Origin of the sequence: Raoultibacter timonensis, from assembly GCF_900240215.1 — a bacterium.
Classification (GTDB): domain Bacteria; phylum Actinomycetota; class Coriobacteriia; order Coriobacteriales; family Eggerthellaceae; genus Raoultibacter; species Raoultibacter timonensis.
In genome coordinates this window covers 2,459,446-2,483,888 of record NZ_LT964679.1, presented here as the reverse complement: position 1 = coordinate 2,483,888, position 24,443 = coordinate 2,459,446, and the positions used below count along the sequence as shown (strand labels likewise).

The window sequence follows — 24,443 nt, the reverse complement described above, 5'->3', positions numbered from 1 at the left end:
GTGGCACCCGACATAAAGGGAAGGATACGCTTATGAGTTCCAGAAGTTTCGTCTTCGCAGACCCGAACAGATGCATAGGGTGTAAGACATGCATGGTCGCATGCATCCGATCGCATACGGGAAGCGAGGTGACCGGCCCGCGTCTGCAGCTCGTAACCACGAGAAAGGTGTCGGCACCCATCAGCTGCCATCACTGCATAGATGCTCCGTGTGTGAAATCCTGCCCGACAGGATGTTTGTATTCCGATGGCTCTCGCGTGGGAATCCGCGAGGAAAAATGCATCGGTTGCCAAAACTGCGTTCTCGCCTGTCCGTTCGGAGCCATTGCAATCGGATCGAAGCCGAAGGTCGAATTGTTCGGCGGCATTTCTTTCGGCGCCGGGCAAGAACCCGTTGTCGTCAAATGCGATCTCTGTGTCGGACGAAACGGGGGGCCTGCCTGCGTCGAGGCGTGTCCTACCGAAGGCCTGTATCTTGCCGATGGTGCGTTTCTCTCGTCGGAAGCCGCCTTGAAGCACAGCAAAGCTGCAAAGACCGCCGAGTCGTTCATGGAATCGTTTTCGAACGCAACGTTTTAGTGAGGGGTTGCCTTATGGAAAAGCACATGACCGTATGCCCGTACTGTGGTGCCGGATGCAAGATGAACCTGATTGTCGAGAACGGCGTGATCGTGGACGCCGAGCCTTTGGACGGAGTCACGAACGAGGGGAACCTGTGCCTCAAAGGCCTCAGCGGATTCGATTTCGTGAACGATACGAAGATACTGACTCCGCGGATACTCTATCCCATGATCAGAAGAACCAAGGGAGCGGATCTCAAGCGGGTGACCTGGGATGAGGCTCTCGACTTTACGGCTCAGAAGCTCCTTGAGATTAAGGAGAAGTACGGACCCGATTCGATCATGCTCACCGGATCGTCGCGCGGTCCGGGTAACGAGGCGAATTATGTGATGCAGAAGTTTACGCGGGCGTGCGTGGGTACCAACAACATCGACAACTGTGCGAGAACCTGCCATGCGCCTTCGGTCATCGGGCTCATGGACACGATCGGAAGCGGTGCCATGAGCGTGAGCATTCCCGGCCTCGAGGAGGCGGCGTGCATCATGCTATTCGGCTATAATCCGGCGGCCAGCCATCCGATCGTTGCCCGAAGAATCGTGAAAGCGCGGGAAAAGGGCGCTCGCATTATCGTGTGCGACCCCCGCGTCATTGAAACGGCACGCATCGCCGATATCCATATCCAGATGAAAAACGGTTCGAACCTGGCGCTTCTGAATGCCATGGCGTATACGATCGTGGAGGAGGGGCTGGTTGACAAGGCGTTTGTCGATGCCCACACGAAAGGCTACGAGTCGTGGCTTGATGTGGTCATGCAGTATTCGCCCGAGGCCGTCGAGGATACCGTCGGCGTAAGCGCCGATTTGATTCGAGAAGCCGCGCGGACGTATGCCCAGGCGGAAACATCGATCATCGGCTGGGGCATGGGGGTTACGCAGCAGCGCCAAGGCGTGCAGACGGTCCACGCCATCGCCTCCCTCGCCTGCGTGACGGGCAAGATAGGAAAGCCCCATTGCGGCGTTGCTCCCGTACGCGGCCAGAACAACGTGCAGGGAAGCTGCGACATGGGCATGCTTCCGAATCTGTATCCGGGCTATCAGAAGGTTGGGGATTCCAAGGTTCGTGCCAAGTTCGCTAAGGCGTGGAACGTTTCGGTCGAGCAGCTTTCCAACAAAGAAGGATACAAGCTCACCGATCTTCCCCACGGCGTAAAAGACGGCACCATCAAGGCCTTTTACAACTTTGGGGAAGATCCGCTGCAAACCGAGCCGGACTCCGCCGATATGGAAAAGACCCTCAAAGATCTCGAGTTCTTCATCAGCCAAGACATCTTCATGACGCAGACGACCGCACTCGCCGATGTTGTTTTGCCTGCAACTTCGTGGGGCGAGCATGAGGGCGTGTTCACCGCGTCGGACCGCACCTTCCAACGTTTCACGGCGGCTGTGCCGCCGAAGGGCGAATGCAAGCATGATTGGGAGATATTCCAAGAACTGTCGTGCCGCATGGGGTATCCGATGCGCTATCGCAATACCAAAGAAATATGGGATGAAATCCGAGAGGTATGCCCCCAATTCTACGGAGCCACCTACGAGAAGATGGAAGGCCTCGGGTATGCGCAATGGCCGATTCCCGACGTTGATGGCGAGGGTACTCCCGATTTGTATCTCGGAGGCACCTTCAATACGTCCGACGGACGCGCCCTTTTGCTCTCCCATCGCTGGGTTGCTCCCACAGAAGAGCCCGACGACGGATATCCGCTCGTTCTCTGCACCGTCCGCGAAGTGGGGCATTACTCGTGCCGATCGATGACCGGCAACTGCAGGGCGCTCGCTCAGCTTGCCGACGAGCCCGGCTACGTGCACATCAACCCGATTGACGCTGAGAGCAGGGGCATTCGCGACGAAGAGCTCGTCTGGGTATATTCGCGGCGCGGAAAGGTGATCACTCGGGCTTCGATCGACGAGCGGATCAACGCGGGTGCCGTATATATGACGTATCAGTGGTGGATCGGAAAATGCAACGATCTCACCATGCATGTAACGGATCCTCTTTCGGGCACGCCGGAAGACAAGTTCAGCTCGTGCGACGTCGCTTCGATCGGAGATCAGGTTTGGGCGGAACAGCATATGGAGATGCTGTACAACGAGCTGAAGGCGCGCCTTGCTGCCGAGGCCGCTCATCAGGATGAGCCCTTGCCCTCGTACGCCGAGATCCAGTAGCCGCTGAGAGTAACGAGCTTGGAGGCGGATGTGAATCTCTACATTGTTATAAACCCCGACTTGTGTATAGGATGCAGGACATGCGAAGCGTCCTGCATCGGGGTTCACAAGAAAGCGGGACTGCAAAGCGCTTCCCGTCTCGCGGTTGTGGAAACGAAGCGCGTTTCAGCTGCCGTCATGTGCCACCACTGCGAGAGCGCACCCTGCCTCGCCGTGTGCCCGATAGGCGTTATCAGCCGCGAGGACGGCGTTGTCCGCGTCGACGAGCAGCGTTGCATCGGATGCAAGATGTGCGCGATAGCCTGCCCTTATGGGGCGATTACGCCCTCGGGCACGTCCGTTGCGGGCGTTGAGGGCATACGCTATCGGACGCCGACGTATTCGGCTTCGATCAGTCCTTTGCTCGAGTGGGAGATAGGGGTTGCAACCTGCGCGGTGAAATGCGATCTATGCGCAGGTTTGTCGGCGAGTCCCCGATGCGTCGAATCCTGCTTAACGGGCGCCCTCTCCCTGATCGACCAAGGGGATTTGAATGCCGAAGTGCGCGGTAAGAGACATCATGCTGCAGAGGAGCTCGAATCCGTGTCGGTGGAATGCTCGAAGGTTCGGAGGTCGCAATGAATTTGACGCTACTGAGCGCGGCGGGTGTTTTCTCGATTGCGGGCGCGCTTCTCTCGCTTGTGCTGTACCGCCGAGAAAGCGTTGCCAAGATTCTCTCATGTTGCTGCGGAGTCGCCTCATCGGTTCTCGCTCTCGGCTTCGGGCTGCTGTCGATGTTCGGGCCGGCGCAGGTTTTTCGCATGGCGAGCCCGTTCGAGTTCGCCGACTTCTCGGTTTCGTGCAACCCCTTGTCGGGTTTGCTGATCGCGGTAATCGCCGTTCTGGCTATCGCGGCATGGATATACGGGTTCTCGTATTTCGACGAGTATCGAGGTCGCGGCATCGGGAAAATCGGGTTCTACATGAACCTGTTCGTCATATCGATGATTTTCGTTGTGGCGGTCGACAATGCGTTCTGGTTCCTCGTGTTTTTCGAGCTCATGTCTCTGACGTCGTATTTCCTCGTCGTGTTCGATCGGTCTGAGCAGGCGCAACGGGGCGGGTTCGTGTACTTCGTCATGGCTCATATCGGGTTTCTTATGATCATGATCGCCTTTCTTATCATGGCGAACGCTGCGGGGGGAAGTTTCGAATTCGCTGATCTTAGGGCGGTCTCGGTAGCTCCCGCTGTTGCTTCGGTGGTTTTCATGCTCGCGTTTCTCGGGTTCGGCATCAAAGCCGGCATGGTTCCCTTCCATTCATGGCTTCCGCTCGCTCATCCCGAAGCGCCCTCAAACGTTTCGGCCCTCATGTCGGGCGGCATGGTCAAGATCGGTATTTTCGGTATCGTGAAGGTGTGCTTCGACCTGCTCGGCGCATCGGGCTGCCAGCTGTGGTGGGGCTTTATCGTCGTGGTGTTCGGCGCGGTGTCGGCGGTGTTCGGCATTGCGTACGCCGTTGCGGAACGGGACATCAAAAGAACGCTCGCGTACTGTTCGGTTGAGAATATAGGAATCATCCTTATCGGAGTCGGCACGGCGATTGCGGCAACGGCTCTCGATCAGCCGGTGATCGCTGCACTGGGGCTTCTGGCGGGGCTGTATCACCTTCTCAACCACGCGATGTTCAAAGGAGCGCTCTTTTTGAGCGCTGGGTCGGCGATCTTCAGGGTGCACACGCGTTCCCTCGACGCTATGGGCGGTCTCGCCCATAGGATGCCCTGGACGGCGGCGGTGTTCCTCATCGCATCGGTTGCCATATGCGCCATACCTCCCCTGAACGGATTCGCTTCGGAATGGATCACCTATCAGTCGCTGCTCAGCATTTCGTTCGATGCGGCGCCTCTTGTGAAAACGGTCGCCGTTCTGGCTGCAGCGTCCCTCGCCGTTTCGGGCGCGTTGGCCATCGTGTGTTTCGTGAAGGCGTACGGCGTCGCTTTCACGGGTGCGCCGCGATCCGATCGGGCGCGCGCTTCGCGCGAAGCGCCTGCATCCATGGTTGTGGCAAGCGTCTTGCTTGTCGTTATCTGCATCGGGCTCGGCGTGGGAGCTGCTTGGGTTGCGCCCGCTATCCAGGGCATTGCGGCATCCGTGCTCGGTACGGCTGTTGGGGCAAGTGCGGTGGCGGTGGGCTCGGAGCTCGTGAATCCCTTATCGGGTACCGGGGTATCCCTGATCCTTATAGCGGCGTTGCTCGCGTTGTTCGTGTTGTTGCTTGCGGGGTTGCGTTCGCTCGCTCGATACAGAGCGGGGATTGGGTTGAGGGACGATCCGTGGGATTGCGGTTATCTCCCCGAAGCGGAAATGCCCGCGGCAACGACGTCTTTCGCTTCGGCTGCGCGGATGTTTTTCGAAGCCCTGTACCGCATCAGAGAGCTGGCGTCCGCCCAGAAGGAAAAAGTCCTCTGTCTGTACGAGCGCTTCGTCGGGGGAATCAGAAAGGTCGAACCGTTTGCCGACCGGTATGTCGTCGACGGGGTGATCAAGGTTGTCGATCGATTGAGTCAGGTGGCGCAAAAGGTCGAAGGCGGCGATTACCGCGTGTACATATCGTACGTCGTCGGGGCGCTCGTTTTCTTTCTGATACTGACCGTCGTGATCGGGTAAGCGGGGAAACCATGAACGAGATACTGTTAGCAATCATTCAGCCCGTGCTCCTTCTGCTCGCGGCACCGTTGTTCTCGGGTGTGAGCAGGGTATTGCGTGCCAAGATGCATACGAGGAGGGGGCCGAGCGTCTTTCAGGATTATTACGATTTGATCAAACTGTTCAAGCGGGAAGACGTGCGTACGCGAGATTCGGGTGCACCGTTTCGGATCATGCCCGTGCTCTTTTTGGCAACCGTGCTGCTCCTTGCCATGGGCGTGCCGATGATCACGCGGTTCTGCCCGATCCCTGCGCTCGGCGATTTCATCGTGGTCGTGTACCTGCTCGCCCTCCCGCGCTTCTTCTTCGCTTTGTCTTCCATCGACAGTTCGGGGTCGTATCCGGGCGTCGGCGGTATCAGGGAGTTACTTGCGAGCTCCCTGATCGAGCCTTCGATGATCATCGCGCTGTTCGCCGTGGCGATCGCCACGGGGTGTTCCAATATCGGGGATATGGGCAACGCTCTTGCAACGCTTTCGTTTACGTCTCCCATAGCGATGGTCGTTGCGGCTTTCGCGTTCTGCATTGCCTGCTATATGGAATTGGGCAAGCTTCCCTACGACGTGGCCGAGGCGGAGCAAGAGCTCCAAGAAGGACCCCTCGCAGAGTATTCAGGCCCTTCTTTGGCCATGATCAAGCTGGCGATGTCGCTCAAGCAGATCATCGTGATCAGCATGGTGCTCGCCATTTTCTTCCCGTTCGGGAGCGCTGTCGATATGGCGCCGGCTTCCTTGGCGCTCGGCTTGCTGGCTTTCCTTGTGAAGATGTCGATCGTGTTTACGGTGTGCGCCCTGATCGAGAACACGGTCGTGCGCGTACGTTTCAAACTGCTTTCTCAGCATACGTGGATGGTGGTGGGCTGTTCGGTCCTGTCGCTCGCATTCCTCGTTATGGGCATTTAAGTGGAAGGGGTGATGGGGATGGTTTCGGGAGTCGAGATGGCGATATTTCCTCTCTTGGCGATATTGGTGCCCTTCGCGGGCATGGTGCTTATCCTTGCGCTGCCGCGGAAGGCGGCGCGGTGGATATGTGCGGTTGCTGCGGGAGCTTCGCTGCTCGCCTGCTTGGCAGCCGCTGCGCTTTATGCCCAAGGCGGCATGCAGGCTGCATCGATACCGTGGTTTTCGTTCGGTTCGGTGGTTGCATTCGGCTTCACCGTCGACGGCATGAGCACGCTTCTGGCGTCGGCGTTCGTGGGCATCGGCTTTTTGGTGACCGTATACTCGTTCGCCTATCTGAACAAGGGGAACAGAGAGCATCCCGACGAGCACAAGAAGCGGTTCTATGCGGTTTTCATCGCATTCATCGGCGCGATGGCCGGTCTTGTTTTCAGTTCGACGATACTCGGCCAGCTCGTGTTCTTCGAAATCACCGGTGCGTGTTCGTGGTCCCTTATCGGCTACTACAACAACGACACCTCGAAAAAGTCGGCGATGAAAGCGCTTATCATCACGCACATCGCATCGCTTGGGCTCTACTGCGGTGCCGCCGTGCTCTTCCTTCAGACGGGCTCCTTCGAGCTTCAGGCGATCGCGCAGCTCGACGGGGGATGGAAGATGTTCGTCCTCATCGCGATCCTCGTCGCCGCATGGGGCAAATCGGCGCAGCTTCCGTTCTACATGTGGCTTCCCTCGGCCATGGAGGCTCCGACGCCCGTTTCGGCGTATCTTCACGGTGCGTCGATGGTGAAGGTGGGCGTGTATATTTTTGCCCGGGCTCTCTTGTGCGCGGGACCCGTTCCCGTCGAGGTCGGTTGGGTCGTGGTCGTCGGCGCCATCGTTACCATGGTGTTCAGCTTCCTCATGTACCTGCCGCAGAAAGACATCAAGCGGCTCTTGGCGTATTCGACCATCGCGCAGCTTTCGTATATGTTTCTCGGCTTCGGGTTCGCCATCTTCGGATCGCAGCTTGCCATGCAGGGCGGTATCGCCCATATCTTCAACCATGCGTTCGCCAAGACCCTGTTCTTTTTGGTGGCGGGTGCGCTGAGCTACACGATGGGAACGCGTTTGCTGACGAAATTCAGAGGCCTCTCATCGAAAATGCCGCTTTTGGCGATCGCATTCGCTTTCGGTGCGCTGGCGATCGGCGGCCTTCCCCCGTTCGGTCCGTTTTTCAGCAAGTTCATGATACTGGCCGGCGGGTTCGAAATCTCATCACAAAGCGTGTTGTTGCTGGTGATCGTTATCGTTGCGATCGTTGAATCGCTCTGTTCGTTCGCGTGGTTCCTGAAATGGATGGGTTCGGTTGTTTCCGGCACCCCGTCCGAAACGGTTGAGGAGGCAAGCCCGCTTCCGAAGCCCATGGCCGTGGTGTTTGTCGTGCTTATGGTAATGACGGTCTGCTCTGGGTTCATTGCAGTAGCTTGGTTGGGTTAGGTGATGTCATGTCTGCATATGCTTGGGTAAACGCTTTGGGGGGCCTGCTCATTGTCACGTCGACGATGGTGGTCCTTGCCCGATCGGTCAAGAAATCGGCGATTCTCTATGCGCTGCAATCGTTTGTTCTCGTGCTGCTGCTCGTTTCGCTTGCGTTTGCGACCGACTCGGAAGTTTTGTTCATGTGGTCCGCGTCGGCCTTCATCACCAAGGTCGTTCTCGTGCCGGGTATGCTGCTGTTCCTGCAAAGGAAGCTTGGAGCCGATTCGCAAGATCTCGGCGAGCGCCTCTCGCCGTTCAAGAGCATTACGCTCATCGCTCTTGAGGTGCTGATCTGCTTTGCGGCGATTCAGGGCGTCGACCTCTATACGGCAGCAGAGGTGAAGCCGGCGCTCGCCATATCGCTTGCGCATTTCTTCATCGGTTTGACCTGCATCGTTTCGCAACGCAACATCGTGAAGCAGATTTTCGGGTACTGCCTGATGGAAAACGGCTCGCATGTGACGTTGGCGCTCCTTGCGCCCCAGGCGCCCGAGCTTGTTGAAATCGGCATCGCAACCGATGCCATCTTCGCCGTTCTTATCATGGTTCTCATGGTCTTGAAGATCTACAAGACGACGAAAACGCTCGATACCCGCGACCTTATGGAACTGAGGGGATAGGAAATGGATACTTCAAGCTTGCTGCTGATTACGATGGCAACGCCGCTTGTGGCCTGTCTGCTGATAGCGGTTCTTCCCCTCAAGCTTCCCCGTGCCGTGTTCGAAGCGATTCACGTCGTATCGATTGCGGTGACGTTTCTGGCGAGCCTTTTTATCGTGGCTTCCGTGTTCGCAGGCGCAGGCTCCGTGGAAGTCATCGACGTGTGGTTCCAGGTCGATGCGCTCAGTGCGGTCTTCCTCGGTTTGGTGAGCACGGTCGTGTTGCTGACGGGCTTATGCTCGGTTTCCTACATTCGGTTCGACAGCAGGGAGGGGCGGCTCGATGCCTCCCAGGTGAAGCGGTTCTATGCCTTCTTCAGCCTGTTCGTGTTCACCATGCTTTTGGTGGTGACATCGAACAACGTGATCATGATGTGGGTTGCCATTGAGGCGACCACGCTGTCGACCGTGTTTCTCGTGGGGTCGTACAACACCAAGATCTCGCTTGAGGCGGCGTGGAAGTACCTGATCGTTTGCACGGCGGGTGTTGCGTTCGGTCTGTATGGGACGCTGCTTGTGTACGCCAACGCGGCCGATATCATGGCCGATCCGCACCAGGCCGTGTTCTGGACGTCGCTCGTGCCGTATGCCGCCCAATTCGATTCGGCGCTCATCAGGATAGCCTTCGTGTTCGCCGCCATCGGATTCGGTACCAAGGCGGGGTTGTTCCCCATGCACACCTGGATGCCCGATGCCTATTCGCAGGCTCCGAGTCCTCTTTCGGGCTTGATGTCGGGCGCGTTGGCCAAGTGCGCGATGCTCGTGCTCATCCGATTCTATATTCTGGCCGTTCAGGCGGTCGGCCCCGAGTTTCCCCAAACCGTGATGCTCATACTGGGTGCGGCTTCGATCGTCTTCAGCGCGTTCGCTCTTTTCTCCCAGTCCGATCTCAAGCGCAAGCTTGCCTACAGTTCGTGCGAGAACATCGGCATCGTCGCCCTTTGCCTTGGCTTCGGTGGACCGCTCGGCATCGCCGCCGCGCTGCTCCACTGCATATTCCACGGCTTGGCAAAGGCGCTCATGTTCTGCCTGTCCGGAAACGTGGCGATGAAGTTCAAGACGAGCAATCTCGAGAAGATCGGCGGTATCGTGCAGGTGGCCCCCGTTACGGCGGTTCTGCTCGGTGCGGGATTGTTCGCCCTTTCGGGGTTCCCGCCTTTCGCGTTGTTCCTCAGCGAAGTATTGACGGTGATATCCGGGATTTACGCAGGATACCTTTGGCTCGTCATCCCGATATGCTTGGCGCTGACCGTTGTGATAGCCGCCTTCAGCCTGGTATTTTTGCGCTCCGTGCTCGGGAAGGCTCCCGACTCCGTGAAGAAGAAGGATGTGGGGGCATTGATGATTGTTCCCGAGATGGTATTCATCGCTTTGCTTCTGTGGTTCGGTATCGCCTTGCCCGCGCCGGTGATAAGCGGCGTCGGGTCGGCTACGGCGATAGTCATGCAGGAGGATGCGTCGCACCTCTACGAGATACCGGTTCTCGGAGAAGTGCTTTATGCGGCAGACGCGGCAACGCAACCGATCGAATAGGAGGCTCTCGTGAGCAAACGAGGCGGAAACAAAGACAAGCGATGCGGCTCGACCCACGTCGAAGTGATACGCAGGCAGTTCCACGGCGCTCTCGTAAGCGAGGAATGGCAATCGGAAGAGCAGGTAACGATGACGATTCGGGCGGATTCGGTGCCCGATGTCGTTCAGTTTCTGTACTACCGCAGGGGCGGTTGGCTGTCGGTCGTGGTCGGCAACGACGAGCGGCCGATCAATGGCAACTTCGCCCTCTACTACGTGCTGTCCATGGAAGAGGTCGATCGGTGCATATGCGTGATCCGGAGCGAAATATCCCCCGAAGCGGGAGCATTTCCGTCCGTTGCGGCGCGGGTTCCCGCGTGCGTTTGGGGCGAGCGCGAGGTGCGCGATATGTTCGGCCTCACGCCTATCGGCTTGCCCGACGAGCGCAGGCTCGTCCTTCCCGACGATTGGCCGGAGGGGCTCTACCCCCTGCGCAAAGACTCGATGGACTACCGTCATCGCCCCGAGCTTGCGGCCGATCTCGAGAACTATGAATTCCTGAACAGGGCGGAGCCGGGAACGACGACGGTCATCCCCATGGGTCCCTTGCATATTACCTCCGATGAACCCGGGCATTTCAGGCTGTTCGTCGAAGGCGAGCATATCGTCGATGCCGACTATCGGATGTTTTACGTTCATCGAGGTATGGAGAAGGTCGCCGAAACGCGTATGACGTACGATTCGGTTCCGTTTTTGGCCGATCGCATCTGCGGTATTTGCGGCTGCGCCCATTCGGTTGCTTACGCCGAATCGGTCGAGAACTCGCAGGGAATCGCGGTGCCCGAGCGGGCCCAGGTGATTCGCTCGATATTGCTTGAGGTTGAAAGACTGCACTCCCATCTGCTCAATCTGGGGCTCGTGTGCCATTTCTGCGGGTTCGATACCGGGTTCATGCACTTCTTCCGCGTAAGGGAAAAAGCGATGGATCTTGCGGAGATGCTGACAGGTGCGCGCAAAACGTACGGTTTGAACTTGATCGGCGGAGTACGGCGCGACATCCTCGCCGATCAGAGCATGAAGACGATCGCGATGCTCGCCGAGCTTCGGCGGGAAACCGAACAGCTGGTCGAAGCGCTGCTGTCGACCGCCAACTTCGAGAGCCGTACGGCGGGCATCGGCATTCTGGATCCCGCAGTAGCGCGCGACTACAGTCCCGTCGGGCCGACGGTGCGGGGGAGCGGGTTCGCGCGGGACACGCGTTTCGACCACCCGTTTGACGGCTACAAGCGAACCGACAAGGTTGCCCGCGTGCACGACGGATGCGACGTGAAGAGCCGTACGCTCGTCCGGGTCGAGGAATTCTTCGACAGCCTCGACATGATACAGTCGTGGCTTGAAAACACCCCGTCCGGCCCCATCCTGAACGAGTCGTGGGAATATAAACCGCATCGGTTCGCAGTCGGTTTCACCGAAGCTCCTCGCGGCGAGGATTTACATTGGTCCATGACGGGCGATAACCAGAAGTGCTATCGCTGGAGGGCGAAGGCCTCTACCTATAGCAACTGGCCCGTTCTCCGGTCGATGCTCAGAGGCAATACGATAGCCGACGCGGCGGTCATCGTGGGCAGCATCGATCCCTGCTATTCATGTACCGACCGGGTAACCGTTGTCGATATCGGGAAGAAATCGCAGGTGGTTATAACGAAGCAGGAGCTTGAGGACTACTGTCGGGATCGAAGCCGATCGCCGCTTTCGGGTCGGGGATAAGGAGTCGCGGCAATGTTGAAAACCCTGAAAGGAATTCTGAAAACAGGCGATGCCACCGTCAGATACCCCTTTGCGCCTATCGAGCAGGCTCCCGACGTTCGGGGTAAGCCGGAGCATGATGCCCCGAACTGCATCGCATGTGCGGCTTGCGCCGTGGCATGCCCGCCGAACGCCATTCAGATGAAAGTCGATGTGCATGCGGGCACGGTAACGTGGACGATCAACTACGGCAGGTGCATTTTCTGCGGACGGTGCGAAGAAGTCTGCCCCGTTGACGCTATCAGGCTCGGATCCGAATTCGAGTTGGCGGTTATGAGCAAAGCCGATTTGCAGGATTCGTGCACCTATCGGCTGCAAAGGTGCTCCGATTGCGGCGAATACTTCGCTTCGCGCAAAGAAGTCGAGTACGTTGCCGCCGTTTTGGATCGGATCGGCGGCAACGGCGCTTCGGGTGATTCGATCGACAGGTGCCTATTGTGCAAGCAGAAAAACGATGCGCTTGCATGCAAAGACCGTATTCGAGAGAGGAGGCAGGCATGATCGAGCAAGGTATTCCCACTCAGCTGCAAGCGCAACTCGAGCCGAAGAAGCTCAGCGAAGATATCGAGCGCGCCAAAGCTACGCTGTTGAAAAGCATCAAGCGATCCGTGTACGTGTACCGAGTCGACTGCGGGGGATGCAACGCATGCGAAATCGAGATATTCTCTTCGATCACACCGGTTTTCGATGTGGAACGTTTCGGCATCAAGGTGGTTCCCACCCCGCGCCACGCCGACATTCTCGTGTATACCGGAGCGGTGACCAGGGCTATGAGGCTGCCGGCCATGCGGGCCTACGAAGCCGCCCCCGATCCGAAGATCATCGTTTCGTACGGTGCATGCGGCTGCACGGGCGGCATCTTCCACGACAATTATTGCGTTTGGGGAGGCACCGACAAGCTGTTTCCCGTCGACGTGTACATCCCCGGATGCCCGCCGACTCCGGCGCAAACGGTATACGGGTTCGCCATGGCGCTCGGGATGCTCGATCAGAAACAGCACGCAGTCAACGAGACGGAGGCCGAAGGCGAGCGCGCTTCGCTCAAATTCGAACGTATTCCCTATCGTCTCAGGGTCGAACTCGAACGGGAGGCGCGTCGCCTTTCGGGGTACCGCCAGGGTGGCGATATGTGCGATGCGTTCCTTGCCGCGCTCGACAACAGCGAGACCGACGCCATGAAGGAAGTCGCTTCGCTGCTGGCGGCACAGAAGGATCCGCGTAAGGTTGAGGTGCTGACCGAGCTCAAGAATCTGCTTGAGTCGAGAATCGTGGGAGGCTGACATGGGAGGCCAGGTTGTCATATACCAACTTACGGCAAAGCTGGTCGACAGTGAGATAGATATCCCGAAAGATGCTCAAGACATCATGTACTACACGTTGTCGGTGGGGCACCATACGGGCGTTATGGATTGCTTCGCTGCGAAGCTGTCCTGCCCGATCGAGACCTTCCGATCGGTTTTAGACAACATATCCGATAGCTTGGCGCGTTCGAAGCTCGAGGGGATATTGCGGTTCGGTGAGATCCAGATCGACAAAAGCCACCTGCCGGTGCTCAAGCCCGCGATCAAGCACACGTTGCGTGAGCTCTATGTGAGAAAGGATACGAATCCCTACTCGGCGGAAATCTCGTGGATGAGCGATTTCGCGCAGCTGCTCGATGCGACGGAGCGGGAGACGGCGATGTATCTTATGGGGAGGAGGATCGATGCCTGACAAGGTCTTGCTCACGGTCGGCAGCGTTCTGCGCGGAGACGACGCCCTGGGGCCGATGCTCGCAAAGATGATGGTGGACGGCCCTGATACGGGATGGACCGTCATCGACGGCGGCCAGACGCCCGAAGACGAGTTGCGGACGATCAGGCGCATGGTCCCCGAAGTCGTCGTGGTGGTAGACGCCGCCGATATGGGTCTCGAGACGGGTGCGATCCGTCGTCTGACGGCCGCAGACGTTGCCGAAAGCTTCCTCATCACAACCCATGCGCTTCCCATGACGTTTCTTCTTGACCAGCTGAACCAATCGGCTGGCAACGTCGTTTTTCTCGGAGTCCAGCCCGAGGATACGACGTTCTTCAATCCTTTGACCCCCGCTGTCAAGCGGGCGGTCGAAGAGCTTTACGACCGCTTTGCGGACGGGGGGAACCTCGAGACGTATCCCCTGTACAAGCAGGCGACCTCAGACAAAAACAGCAGATGAAAGGAACGGCCATGATGATAGATGCCCAGATGCCGACACGGATCGTTTTCGGAGCGGGTCGATTGGACGAACTGGCGTCGTTGGACCTTCCGGGATCCCACGCGCTTGTATGCACAACGGGAAGCGCAAGGCCCGAGAGAAAGGCGTTGCTCGGAAGGGTCATCCGCCTGCTCGACGGAGCCGAGGTGGAAGCAACGGTGTATGAGGGGATAACGCCGAATCCGACGATCGGCGAAGTGAGGGAGGCGTGCGCTTTGGCAAAGGAGCGCGGCTGCGACTTCGTGGTGGGCCTCGGGGGCGGAAGCAGTATCGATGCAGCCAAAGCGGTTGCGATGATGATGAGGCAAGACGGCGATCTTTGGGATTATGCCTATACGGGCAGCGGCGGAAAGAAGGAAATCGTCGACGCCGCTCCCGTGGTCGCCATATCCACGACGGCGGGAACCGGGACCGAAACCGATCCGTACAGCGTTATCACAAAGACCGAAACGGGTGAGAAGCTCGATTTTGCAGCTGATGCCCTGTACCCGACCGTCTCCATCATCGATCCCGAGCTTATGCTTTCGCTGCCGAGAGATCAGACCATCTATCAGGGAATCGATGCGCTGTTCCATGCGGCGGAGTGCGCGATCACCAACAGGGGAGTGAACCGGCTCGTCGATGTATTCGCCCTCGAATCCATTTCGAGCGTTCTGACTTGGTTGCCGGTCGTCGTGGAAGATCCGAGCAACATCGAGGGCAGGACGATGCTCGCTTACGCGGCCGACATCTGCAGCGGCTACACGCAATCCCTCATCAACACCACCTCGCACCATATCATCGCCCAAACGATCGGCGGCATGTTCCCCTCGGTCGCTCACGGTGCGAGCCTGATCATGATCGCGGAGGAATACTACAGGCGCATCGCCGCCTTTGTTCCCGACGAACTCGATCGGGTCGGCATGTACCTCGGCGTCGATTCGTGCGGTTATCCAGCGGGGCAGTCCTTCGCGGTTGGCTTGGCAGGCTTTTTCGACCGCCTCGGCGTACGCGGGCTCTCGATGGCGGACTGCGGCATCGCGTGGGACGATCTGCCTGCTATAGCCGATGCAGCGGTTAACCGCACCGGCATCGCCGATGTCGATTTATACACGCTGACCGAAGAAGACGTGCTGGGAATTCTGCAGAGATCGTATCGCTAGGGGTTCGATGGACGGCAGCGGATACAGAGAGATGCACGAGGTCTGGTACGTAGAGGGAACCAGCTGGTCGCCGGTTGTCGAAGCCGTGGCGCGCGAGGAGGCTGTCGGAATCTATTGCGATGGCCTCCTCGTTGAGGAAATATCGTGCACCCCCGAGGACTTGGAAGATCTCGCAGTCGGGTACGTGTTCACTTCGGGAGTGCTTGCCGACCTCGACGAGTGTTCCTGTATCGAGGCTGTTTCCGGGAATCGCCGCTTCGAGATCCGGCCGTGCGACCTCCGAGCGCTTTGCGCTTCAAGAGCCGCTCAGGCGCTTCGATCGCGCGGCATCGAAGCGGACGGAGCGCCGTTCGGCGTTTCTCCCGAGGCGGTGCATCGGGCAAGCTTCGCGCTGCTCGACGCACAGCGTATGCATCGAGGTACGGGTGCCACCCATGCTGCGGCCTTCGCCGATTTCGAAGGCCGGTATCGCTGCGTGAGGGAAGATATCGGCAGGCATAACGCGGTCGACAAGTTGATCGGTGCTTTGCTGCGAGAAGGAGTCGACCCCCTCAGCGGATTCGTTCACCTTTCAAGCAGGTGTGCCTTGGATTTGGTGAGGAAGTGCGCAACGTACGGAATACGGCTCGTCTCCACCGTTTCGGCACCCACCTCCGCCGTTCTCGAATTTGCCGATGAGCGAGGAATCACGCTTTGCGCTTTTGCCCGAAACGGGCACTTTACCGTCTACACCCATCCGGAAACCCTCGTGCGCCGATAAGCCGGTTGCGCGGCTTCCGCTTCGCATGCGCATTCGGCGGTGCTTCGTGCCGCATGTCCGATTGGGCATGGTGCGCCGGCCCGCCTTGTCACGCCGGCTAGCTGCGATTCGCTGCAGATCCGGGCGAGGGCTGGCGCTCTGCGCCCGGATCTGAGTTCGGCCGGTGCCAGGTCAGTCAATGCGCATGACGGAGTGCTCGGTAACGTAATCGTTTGCTTTCAGCCTGAGTGCGGAGAGCCGCGCCTCGTGCATTCTGCCGTTCCGCTCGAAATCGAGCCTGATCATGGCTTCGAGTCCGGGGGAAGCGGCAGCTCTGAAATATTCGTCGAGATCATCGTCGTCGACTTCGAGCTCGAAATGCTTTGCGACGGCATCAAGGGCGAATTGTCTGACGAGCTGATCGTTTACCTGGTTCGAAAAGTGAGCCATCAGCTGCTGTTCGGTTATGCCCTGCTGACGCATGAACGCTTCCTTCGTCGTGCCCTGTTGGGCAAGCTGCTCTTCGAATGATCGTAGGATGTCGTCGACTACGGCATCGAACACCGCAGGCGATATTTCGCCCTCGAATCGCTTCACGAGCTCGTTTACGCTCTGCAGGTTCTTGTAGTGGCGGTACTCGACCGATTTACGCGCGTAGATCGTCTCGCGAGCGTTTTCCCTCAGACCCTCGACCCCGTCGACATCGGGCATGTTCTCGCTGATCCACTGGTCGTTCAGCTTGGGAACGACCACCTTCTGTACTTTTTTGGCGGTTACCGTCGAAGTGTAATGCTCGATTTCCGGTTCGCAATTCTCGTCGAGGGTGAACCCGGGGTATTCGTAGGCGATGGTTCTGGTTTCGCCCACGTGCATCTTCAGGACCTCCTCATCGAATCCCGGAGGCATCATATCGGCGCCGGTGGTGTAGGAGCGGCTCTCCGAGCAGAGCTGATCGCACCGTACGTCGTCCTTGAACGTTTCGATCTCGAGCTCTACGAGATCGCCCCTTCTGATTTCTGCATGACTCGTGTCCTCTTCGAGATACGAGTGGCTCTGCGCAAGGGCTTCCAGATAGCGCTCGACATCCTCCTCGGTAACCTCTAGGGGCGGCACCGAGATGTGCACCGGCTCGTAGGACGAAAGCTCGAAGGAAGGCTTGAGCGTGCAGAGCGCCTTAAAGGAAAAATCGGCATCGCGAGCGAGGGTGCCGTGTTCAGTGAACGACGGTTTTCCAACGATCTGGATGCCGTTTCCCTCGGCAGCGAAGGGAAACGAATAGCTCATGACGGAGGTTGTCAGATGGTTTTCGACGACGTCTTTGCCGAGTTTTTGCGCGGCGGCTTCTTCGAGCTCTTGGCCTTCTTTCGGCGTGATGTTGCTTTGATAGGCTAAGGCTATGATGAACTGGTCGATGAGCGTATTCACATCGTTCGCGGGGATGGTGATGCCGAGGGCGGCGTGATCGTCGTCGATACGATCGTAGGTTGATTGCAGCTCCATGCTCATACTCCTTTGTATAGGGTCAAGCCATCGAGGCATGACCTCTCGACCAAGATCGCACGCGCGATTGGCCTCTACGGAACATATAGTCATCGGATGCCGCACGTATCGGAAAAGATACTCGTTCAGTATACCACAGCGGGGCGCGCATCGGATGGTCTATTATGCGTATAGGCAGGTTACATCATGTTTTTCATCAACGGCTTATCGAAGCTGACGATCTCGTGGCTGTACAGATGGTTGCGGGCTACGAGAAGGCAATCGATGTAATCGAGCATGCTGGCGCCGAACAGGCGGGTGGCGTAACGGACGATGTCCTCTTCGCTGACGCGAATATCATCGAGAAGGTTGAGGAGCGCCTCGCTCACCAGCGATCGGGGTACGCCGTACACGTCTCTGAGGGTGACGGCGACGCGCGCGAAAATCTCCGGATAGGAATACGCGTGGCCGTCGGAGATGATAGCTGCAGCTTGCTTGGCCTTTTTCTTGTCGTCATTGAGCAGATAGCGCAAGATGACGCTCTCATCGATAATCGTAATCATTTTTTGGCTAACGACGAGATCCATGCTTCGCGTTCGGTTTCGCGCGCGATGGGCTTCGAATACAGATTGAGAAAGCCGAAAGCTCCGTTCCCGCCCTTTTTCTCGAAGCTCTTAATCTGGAAGGGGAACTTTTGGTCGAGCGTGCATTGCGTCAGGAAGATTCTCACCGCTTCAGACAGGCTCGTGCCCATCGAAGCGAATAAAACTTCCGATTCCGACTTCAAATCGGCGTCGATTCTCACGTGCAAAATGGTTTCTTTCATAAAACCCCCCGTAAAACGAGAAAAACGTAACACAATTGTACTACATTTGAGGAGCGGATTGATTTGAGAAACCAGGGTTTTCAGGGTGGGGAGATTTTTGCGAAAAACAGATTAAAATTAGTAATTCATCAGGCAAAATAAAATTATTAGCAAATCGCTGTGATTTCGGGCTCTCATCCTTGACAACCCATTTGGCACCAATGTAATAATGGACGGGCATCGGATGCACTATCGTTATCAGAATCCAGACTGAAATTGAGGGGGTGTAATCCGAATGACCTTAGGACTTGGTTTGCTCTATGTCGGCTGCGTTCTCTTCATGAACGGGGTTGGAACGCTTCAGAAGTGGGATCCAAAGGCTATGGCGGTGATGAATTTCTTTACCGGCGGTCTGCTCGTGGTCATCAATGCCATCAACATTGCGTGTACGGTTATGACCGTTGGCGCGAGCGGTATCGGTGCCGATTTTTACGGAATCGCTACCAACATGCTTTTTGGTTTTACCTATCTGTTCGTGGGGTGTACGAATCTTTTCCAGCTCGACGGAAGGCCGCTCGCGTGGTATTGCCTGTTCGTTGCAGTGAATACGCTGCCGTGCGCATACCTTTCGTTTATGGACGCCGATCCGATCTTTGGAGTCATATGGCTCATCTGGGGAACCTTGTGGTTGGCGTATTGGTTTGCTGGAGCAGAAATGAAGATAACCCTCGGCCCGAAGTTCATCGGCTGGTACACCGTGGTAGTGGGAATTATCACCTGTTGGATCCCTGGATACATGCTTTTGGCGGATTGGTGGAAGTTCCTGTACTAAAACGTACCGAAATCAGGGTTTTTGGGAAAACGAACCTGTTTTCCCTGTAAATCGAAGGCGAGTGAAGGCACTTGCCGAAGCGTACGGCGAAGCATGCGGCTTCGTCGAGACAGGAGGAAGAGTTATGGGCAGCATCGGAAGTATGAACAAACCTGAAAATGGCTTCTTGACAGCACTGATCCAGTTCCCCGTTCCTATCGTTAATTCACGTGCCGACATCGACAAGCAGATTGAGAGCATCGTTCGCACGCTTCACGCGACCAAGGCCGGCTATCCGGGCCTCGAGCTCATCGTATTCCCCGAGTACAGCACTCAGGGCCTCAACACCGCCAAGTGGCTGACAGAGGAATTCCTGTGCGACGTTCCCGGTCCTGAGACCGACACGTTCGGCCAGGCATGCAAAGAAGCCGGCGTCTACGGCGTATTCTCCATCATGGAGCGCAACCCCGATCCGACCAAGAACCCGTACAACACCGCCATCATCATCGATCCGAACGGCGAAATCTGCCTGAAGTATCGCAAACTGTTCCCGTGGAACCCGATCGAGCCTTGGTATCCCGGCGATCTCGGCATGCCGGTATGCGACGGCCCTGCAGGTTCCAAGCTCGCCGTATGCATCTGCCACGACGGCATGATTCCCGAGCTTGCTCGCGAAGCCGCTTACAAGGGCTGCAACGTGTACATCCGCATTTCCGGTTACAGCACGCAGGTTAACGAGCAGTGGATCCTCACCAACCGCTCCAACGCGTGGCACAACCTCATGTACACGCTGGCCGTCAACCTGGCTGGTTACGACAACGTGTTCTACTACTTCGGCGAAGGCCAGATTACGAACTACGACGGCACCGTCCTCGTTCAGGGTCATCGCAATCCGTGGGAAATCGTTACGGGCGAAGTGTTCCCGTGCCAGGCCGATCAGGCGCGTCGTTCTTGGGGTCTCGAGAACAACATCTACAACCTCGGCCATCGCGGCTACGTTGCCCTTCCCGGCGGCGAGAGCGATGCCGGCCTGACCTACATCAAGGATCTCGCGGCTGGCAAGTACAAGCTTCCTTGGGAAGACGAGATGAAGATCAAAGACGGCAGCATCTACGGTTACCCGACGACTGGCGGTCGCTTCGGTCAGTAGTTGTTGCATCAGGCGCCGAGCTCCCGATGTAGGACTCGTGCGAGCAGGGAAGGGGCGCCCGCATATGCGGGCGCCCCCATTTTTGGAATCGATCTAAGCGCAAAGCAAGAACAACCGATCGGCGAAGCCGCGCTTTCCTACTTCACGACGATCGTGGGTACGATCCCGTTTACGGCGTTCTCCCAATCGATCTGGGTCTCAAATTGGGTGCCATCGGCTTTGGCGGGCTGGATGATCTTTTCGACGGGAACGGTACCGAGCGTCTGCAGATCGACGAGTTCGCTTGCGACCGATTGGTCGAGCAGATCGGCTTGCCATCCCTCGGGAGAGGCTTCAGGCCGATTGACGTCGAATACGACCCAGGCGAAATTCGTCATCCAAAGTTCGACGTGCTTGCCGCCCCCCAGGTCTTTGCTGTACACCATAGCGGTGTCCGCGCTGTCCTCGGCCGCGGAATCGGAAGCTTCGGTAATCTTGAGGGTAACGAGGCTCGCCTCAGGGAAGTTGTTTGCATACACCGAAACGCCGCCATCCTCGTTATACGTTACGCTCACGCGGTCGCTCCAGTACTCGGGCAGGTCGAACTCGAAGAGATCGGTGCTGATGCGGTTTTGCGGTGCGGCGGCCTGACCGCCGTTTTTGGCGGCTTGCGTTTCAGCGGCTATCCGCTGGGCGCGCGATGCCGACTCGCGGGCCTCTTCCCGAATAAGGTTCGCATGCTCGGCATCTTTGGCGGACGTTGCTTCCTGGAGGGCGAAATAATCAAATCCATGCGAGTCGAAAGAGGATGCATGGGCGGTCGGGGGTTTGGTGAGCGAAATCGCGAATCCGATTGCAATGACGATTGCCGCGGCGAGGATGCAGGAGATCACCACTCCTCGTGTACTGATGGTGTATGCAGGTGTTTCTTTCATGGGTATCGACTCCTTCGTGCTGTGCTCGAGGCGTCTTTTCGGGCGCTTCAAAATAGGTAATGTAATAAGGATTATAGGGAGCTGCGATGGGGCGGCGCGGCAGAGCGGGCAACCGTTTCGTCTGTGCAAGCGGGCGGTAAACGAACCGTAGCAACCGTTTCGAGCGCGCAAACGGGCGGTAAGCGAACCGTTTTAGAACGTCGTGCTTTTACGGTTTCGGAAGAGCAACAAAACAAGCCGGAGTCCGTGAAACCAGCTATGTTGGCAGCAAGACAACAAATGATTCGTTCGAACGCAAAAGGAGAACGACCATGAACGTACATGATTTCAAGGTGAAGGATTCAAAGGGCGGCATAGCCGACCTGTCGCAATACGACGGCAAGGTGCTGCTCATCGTGAATACGGCAACCAAATGCGGCCTGACCCCGCAATACGACCAACTCGAAGCGCTGTACAAGAAATACCGCGATCGGGGATTGGAGATTCTCGATTTTCCCTCGAATCAGTTCCTCAAGCAAGCGCCGGGAACCGATGAGGAGATCGAAGAGTTCTGCACCCTCAACTACGGCACGACGTTTCCGCGTTTTTCGAAGGTCGATGTGAATGGAAAAGACGCCGATCCCCTGTTTGCGTGGCTCAAAGAACAACTGCCTGACGAACAGGGCGATGCTGAGGCGGATTCGTTCGCCAAGAAGGTGAAAGCGCTCAAGCCGTTTTCCAAGAAAGGCGACATCACGTGGAACTTCGGCAAGTTTCTCATCGACCGCGACGGCAATCCGGCGGCCCGCTACGCCCCCGCCTACGCACCCGAAAAGCTCGAAGCCGATATCGAGAAGCTATTGGGATAAGCGACGATGGAATTGCAGCAGGATCGCGGCTGGGCAGAGAAGGCTTGCATGGCAAAATAGCGGGATCCCAGCTATCAAAATAGAGGATTGCGCGCAAAGAAATGCGGGCGGCATCGCTGTTGGATGCTCGTCCGCATTTTTTACGCGCGCTAGAGGATTTCTCGTACGAGGAACGGGTGTTACGCTCGGATGTTCGCCCTACCCGCTTTTTTGGCGGTTCGCGCCGCCTTCTATCCCTCGACCAAGTGCTTCGCGATCGTGCAGCCGATAAGGTAGGCGCAGGCCGAGGTGTTGCCGTCCATGTGGTAGGGGATGATGGAGGCGTCGGCGACAACGAGATCTTCTACTCCGTATACCTCGCCCCAGCCGTTGACGGCTGCACCCGCTTCGGCACCCATGCGTACCGAGCATTGATCGTGGTAGGTATGGATGAACGAGGTGCGCACGTAATCCTCGAGCTTGCCATCGTCGGCAAGCACCTCGGGCGCGGGGGCAACGAGGCTGTACGCCGCGTCGAGCTCGCCCATCTTCTCCGCCATGGGCGCGATGTAGGTGCGCAAGGCAGCCATGAGGGTCTTGACGTCGCGCTCGTCGGTGAGGAACCCGAAATCGCCGAGCATTGATTTCAGCGGATCGGCGCTTTGGATCTTCAAGGTGCCGCGGCTTTCGGGGTTCACGCACAGTACGCTCAGATAGAGCGCCTGGGTCGTAGCGCCGGTTGCCATTATCTGGATGGCGCGCTCGTTCGGCTCGCCTTTGCCTTCGGGCGAGGGGAGGAATGCTCCGCCGTGGATTTTCGCGTTTGCATCGTTTTCTGCCAGTTCGGCGATATCGTCAGGATTGACGGAGAGCACGGCACCCACGTAAGCGTCGTCGGCCAGGTGACGGCCAACGTGCTGGTTGTCGGCAACGAGGGCCACGCCCGCCTCGGCGAGTTCGTGCTTCGGACCGACTCCCGATACCAGCAGCAGCTTGGCGCTATGGATGCCCGCGCATACGATGACCTTCTTCGAGGCAACGGCTTCGCGCTGTTCGCCGCGCTCAATGAAGCGGACGCCCACGGCGCGGGTGCCGTCGAAGAGGATTTTCACGGCAGTCGATTCGAACCGGACATCGAGGCGTCTCGAGCCGGTGCTCGCTTCGGCCATCGCCGGCTCGAGGAAGGAAACCGATGCGCTTGCGCGCTGGCCGTCGGGCTTCTGGTAGAGCTGCCAGCTGCGGAAGGGGCCGATCGGGGTCGCCGGATCGTTGTAGTCTCCGATAGCGCGAAGCCCTGTAGAGTGCTCGAAGGCGACGGCCATCTTATCGACGAGCGCGGGCGTAGTGGGGTGGTTCTGGCGGATGTGCAGAAGGCCTTCTGTGCCGCGCACGTCAAGGCTGTTCGATTCGCCGAGGTAGTTCTCGAGCTCGATGAATCTCTTCGTGGCTTCGGCGAGCGACCATTGGGGGCCTGCAATCTTAGCCCACCGTTCGAGGATGAACGGGGTGGGGCGCACGTACATCTCGCCGTTCACGGACGAGCCGCCGCCTGCCGTACGACCGCCGGTGAGGGGGAAGTCGCGACCTTTCGTACCTTTCTGCGGAATGGAGGGTCCCTCGTTCCAGAAGTACTCGGGGAAGTGCCGGTACAGGTTGGCGTTGGGATCCTGGACGAGCGGATCGGCATCGTTGTTCGCTCCTGCTTCGAGCAGGAGTACCGACGTCGCACCGTCGTCGCTGAGTATTTTGGCCATAACGCTTCCGGCAGGGCCCGATCCCACCACGATGTAGTCGTACGTGTTCGCGTGCATAGCATGCCTCCCATTCTCTCGTTTGAGCATTACGGTAGCACCGTGTGGCGCGTACGGCCGGTTTCGCATCGAACCGTTGGCTGCCGTTCACGCAGTTGTTTCCGGGAGCCTGCGCGAGGCCGACGGGCGGCGCGGGCGACGGGGTTCGGCCTTCTTCGGAATCCGAAGAAGATGAGGTATTCGTATGCATGAGTCCGTTGTCGCGGAGTATCTCGATTAATCATACGGGTGGAGTTCCGCCGTTCCGCTGCTGCTTGGAATCGGCACGCCTCCGTTCGGAAATCCGCCGCTGGACGTTGAAAGTCGGAATCGTCGGCCTTCCGTCAAGGCTTCGGGATGCTTGATCGCCGCTGGGCGGGCGGGTGCGCATGTGCGTTGGGACGGCTGTGCGCCGGATCCCCGAGTTCGCTGTTAGAACCAATATTGACATGCGCCCGCTCGGGACTCCGGAGCGCCAGGTCGCTACCAGGTGTCATGCGCGGTCCCGGTATCTTGGCCGTGCGTCGGATTCCCAGGTTCGCGGCAAGAAACAGCCGCTTTCGCCGTCCGAAGCCCCCTGCACGGCGAAACGCGCGCCCGCCGCACGGGGCCGTCGCATCGCGCGATATCGCAGAGTTGCTCAACGTTTCGATTGGCGAGCCGTTCTCGAACGTGAGCCGACCGGTATCGCCA

23 protein-coding genes are annotated in these 24,443 nt (G+C 58.0%); 18 read left to right on the top strand and 5 right to left on the bottom strand.

Annotated elements, in window-relative coordinates; translation table 11 throughout:
- The first annotated feature begins 92 nt into the window (after nucleotides 1–92).
- Genes C1722_RS10840 through fdhD form a run of 15 tightly spaced genes read left to right on the top strand, consistent with a single transcriptional unit; the run spans nucleotide 93 to nucleotide 15,995 of the window.
- A complete protein-coding gene (locus C1722_RS10840; protein WP_180995154.1) occupies nucleotides 93–578 on the top strand; it encodes a 4Fe-4S dicluster domain-containing protein in 486 nt (161 codons plus the stop codon).
- Between the two features lie 14 nt (nucleotides 579–592).
- Nucleotides 593–2,779 carry a formate dehydrogenase subunit alpha gene (fdhF, locus tag C1722_RS10835; protein ID WP_102379244.1) on the top strand — a complete coding sequence of 729 codons (2,187 nt, stop codon included), beginning with the start codon at nucleotides 593–595 and terminating at the stop codon, nucleotides 2,777–2,779.
- Nucleotides 2,780–2,809: 30 nt separating this feature from the next.
- Nucleotides 2,810–3,400: a 4Fe-4S dicluster domain-containing protein gene (locus tag C1722_RS10830; protein ID WP_146040653.1), complete on the top strand. Its 591-nt coding sequence runs from the start codon at nucleotides 2,810–2,812 to the stop codon at nucleotides 3,398–3,400.
- Nucleotides 3,397–5,424 carry a hydrogenase 4 subunit B gene (gene hyfB, locus C1722_RS10825; RefSeq protein ID WP_102379630.1) on the top strand — a complete coding sequence of 676 codons (2,028 nt, stop codon included), beginning with the start codon at nucleotides 3,397–3,399 and terminating at the stop codon, nucleotides 5,422–5,424. The genes C1722_RS10830 and hyfB overlap by 4 nt, the downstream gene beginning before the upstream one ends.
- Before the next feature lie 11 nt (nucleotides 5,425–5,435).
- Entirely contained in the window at nucleotides 5,436–6,365 is a 930-nt protein-coding gene (locus C1722_RS10820) for a respiratory chain complex I subunit 1 family protein (RefSeq protein ID WP_102379242.1), read from the top strand.
- Nucleotides 6,366–6,401: 36 nt separating this feature from the next.
- Nucleotides 6,402–7,841: a hydrogenase 4 subunit D gene (locus tag C1722_RS10815; protein ID WP_244411577.1), complete on the top strand. Its 1,440-nt coding sequence runs from the start codon at nucleotides 6,402–6,404 to the stop codon at nucleotides 7,839–7,841.
- 8 nt (nucleotides 7,842–7,849) lie between these two features.
- Nucleotides 7,850–8,503 (top strand): hydrogenase 4 membrane subunit, encoded by a 654-nt coding sequence (gene hyfE, locus C1722_RS10810; protein WP_102379240.1) that lies wholly within the window; start codon nucleotides 7,850–7,852, stop codon nucleotides 8,501–8,503.
- 3 nt (nucleotides 8,504–8,506) lie between these two features.
- Nucleotides 8,507–10,075, top strand: a complete 1,569-nt coding sequence (locus C1722_RS10805; protein ID WP_102379239.1) for a hydrogenase 4 subunit F — start codon at nucleotides 8,507–8,509, stop codon at nucleotides 10,073–10,075.
- A 9-nt stretch (nucleotides 10,076–10,084) separates the two neighbouring features.
- A complete protein-coding gene (locus tag C1722_RS10800; protein ID WP_102379238.1) occupies nucleotides 10,085–11,821 on the top strand; it encodes a hydrogenase large subunit in 1,737 nt (578 codons plus the stop codon).
- A gap of 12 nt (nucleotides 11,822–11,833) precedes the next feature.
- Nucleotides 11,834–12,361 (top strand): formate hydrogenlyase complex iron-sulfur subunit, encoded by a 528-nt coding sequence (locus C1722_RS10795; RefSeq protein ID WP_102379237.1) that lies wholly within the window; start codon nucleotides 11,834–11,836, stop codon nucleotides 12,359–12,361.
- Nucleotides 12,358–13,140: an NADH-quinone oxidoreductase subunit B family protein gene (locus C1722_RS10790; protein WP_102379236.1), complete on the top strand. Its 783-nt coding sequence runs from the start codon at nucleotides 12,358–12,360 to the stop codon at nucleotides 13,138–13,140. The genes C1722_RS10795 and C1722_RS10790 overlap by 4 nt, the downstream gene beginning before the upstream one ends.
- 1 nt (nucleotide 13,141) lies before the next feature.
- Entirely contained in the window at nucleotides 13,142–13,573 is a 432-nt protein-coding gene (locus tag C1722_RS10785) for a formate hydrogenlyase maturation HycH family protein (RefSeq protein WP_102379235.1), read from the top strand.
- A complete protein-coding gene (hycI, locus tag C1722_RS10780) occupies nucleotides 13,566–14,054 on the top strand; it encodes a hydrogenase maturation peptidase HycI (RefSeq protein ID WP_244902530.1) in 489 nt (162 codons plus the stop codon). The genes C1722_RS10785 and hycI overlap by 8 nt, the downstream gene beginning before the upstream one ends.
- 11 nt (nucleotides 14,055–14,065) lie before the next feature.
- On the top strand, nucleotides 14,066–15,235 hold the full coding sequence (locus tag C1722_RS10775) for an iron-containing alcohol dehydrogenase (RefSeq protein WP_102379233.1): 1,170 nt from the start codon (nucleotides 14,066–14,068) through the stop codon (nucleotides 15,233–15,235).
- A 7-nt stretch (nucleotides 15,236–15,242) separates the two neighbouring features.
- A complete protein-coding gene (gene fdhD, locus C1722_RS10770) occupies nucleotides 15,243–15,995 on the top strand; it encodes a formate dehydrogenase accessory sulfurtransferase FdhD (RefSeq protein ID WP_102379232.1) in 753 nt (250 codons plus the stop codon).
- A gap of 171 nt (nucleotides 15,996–16,166) precedes the next feature.
- Here the strand turns inward: fdhD and C1722_RS10765 are convergent, their stop codons facing one another.
- From C1722_RS10765 to C1722_RS10755, 3 genes are all read right to left on the bottom strand, one after another.
- Nucleotides 16,167–17,474 (bottom strand): trigger factor, encoded by a 1,308-nt coding sequence (locus C1722_RS10765; RefSeq protein ID WP_180995153.1) that lies wholly within the window; start codon nucleotides 17,472–17,474, stop codon nucleotides 16,167–16,169.
- Nucleotides 17,475–17,653: 179 nt separating this feature from the next.
- Nucleotides 17,654–18,040, bottom strand: coding sequence for a type II toxin-antitoxin system VapC family toxin (locus tag C1722_RS10760; RefSeq protein WP_244902529.1), 387 nt, complete (start codon nucleotides 18,038–18,040; stop codon nucleotides 17,654–17,656).
- Nucleotides 18,013–18,279 carry a type II toxin-antitoxin system RelB/DinJ family antitoxin gene (locus C1722_RS10755; protein ID WP_102379229.1) on the bottom strand — a complete coding sequence of 89 codons (267 nt, stop codon included), beginning with the start codon at nucleotides 18,277–18,279 and terminating at the stop codon, nucleotides 18,013–18,015. Before C1722_RS10755 ends, C1722_RS10760 begins: the two co-directional genes overlap by 28 nt.
- Before the next feature lie 274 nt (nucleotides 18,280–18,553).
- Between C1722_RS10755 and C1722_RS10750 the strand changes: the two genes are divergently transcribed.
- Both C1722_RS10750 and C1722_RS10745 read left to right on the top strand, forming a co-directional pair.
- Nucleotides 18,554–19,090, top strand: a complete 537-nt coding sequence (locus C1722_RS10750; RefSeq protein WP_102379228.1) for an AmiS/UreI family transporter — start codon at nucleotides 18,554–18,556, stop codon at nucleotides 19,088–19,090.
- Nucleotides 19,091–19,214: 124 nt separating this feature from the next.
- Nucleotides 19,215–20,219: a formamidase gene (locus tag C1722_RS10745; protein ID WP_102379629.1), complete on the top strand. Its 1,005-nt coding sequence runs from the start codon at nucleotides 19,215–19,217 to the stop codon at nucleotides 20,217–20,219.
- Nucleotides 20,220–20,356: 137 nt separating this feature from the next.
- On the opposite strand, the gene C1722_RS10740 is transcribed toward C1722_RS10745, so the two are convergent.
- A complete protein-coding gene (locus C1722_RS10740) occupies nucleotides 20,357–21,133 on the bottom strand; it encodes a hypothetical protein (protein ID WP_146040652.1) in 777 nt (258 codons plus the stop codon).
- Between the two features lie 311 nt (nucleotides 21,134–21,444).
- Here C1722_RS10740 and C1722_RS10735 point away from each other — a divergent pair, with 311 nt between their 5' ends.
- A complete protein-coding gene (locus C1722_RS10735; protein ID WP_102379226.1) occupies nucleotides 21,445–21,981 on the top strand; it encodes a glutathione peroxidase in 537 nt (178 codons plus the stop codon).
- Between the two features lie 230 nt (nucleotides 21,982–22,211).
- Here the strand turns inward: C1722_RS10735 and C1722_RS10730 are convergent, their stop codons facing one another.
- On the bottom strand, nucleotides 22,212–23,771 hold the full coding sequence (locus tag C1722_RS10730) for a GMC family oxidoreductase (RefSeq protein ID WP_180995152.1): 1,560 nt from the start codon (nucleotides 23,769–23,771) through the stop codon (nucleotides 22,212–22,214).
- Nucleotides 23,772–24,443 lie beyond the last annotated feature (672 nt).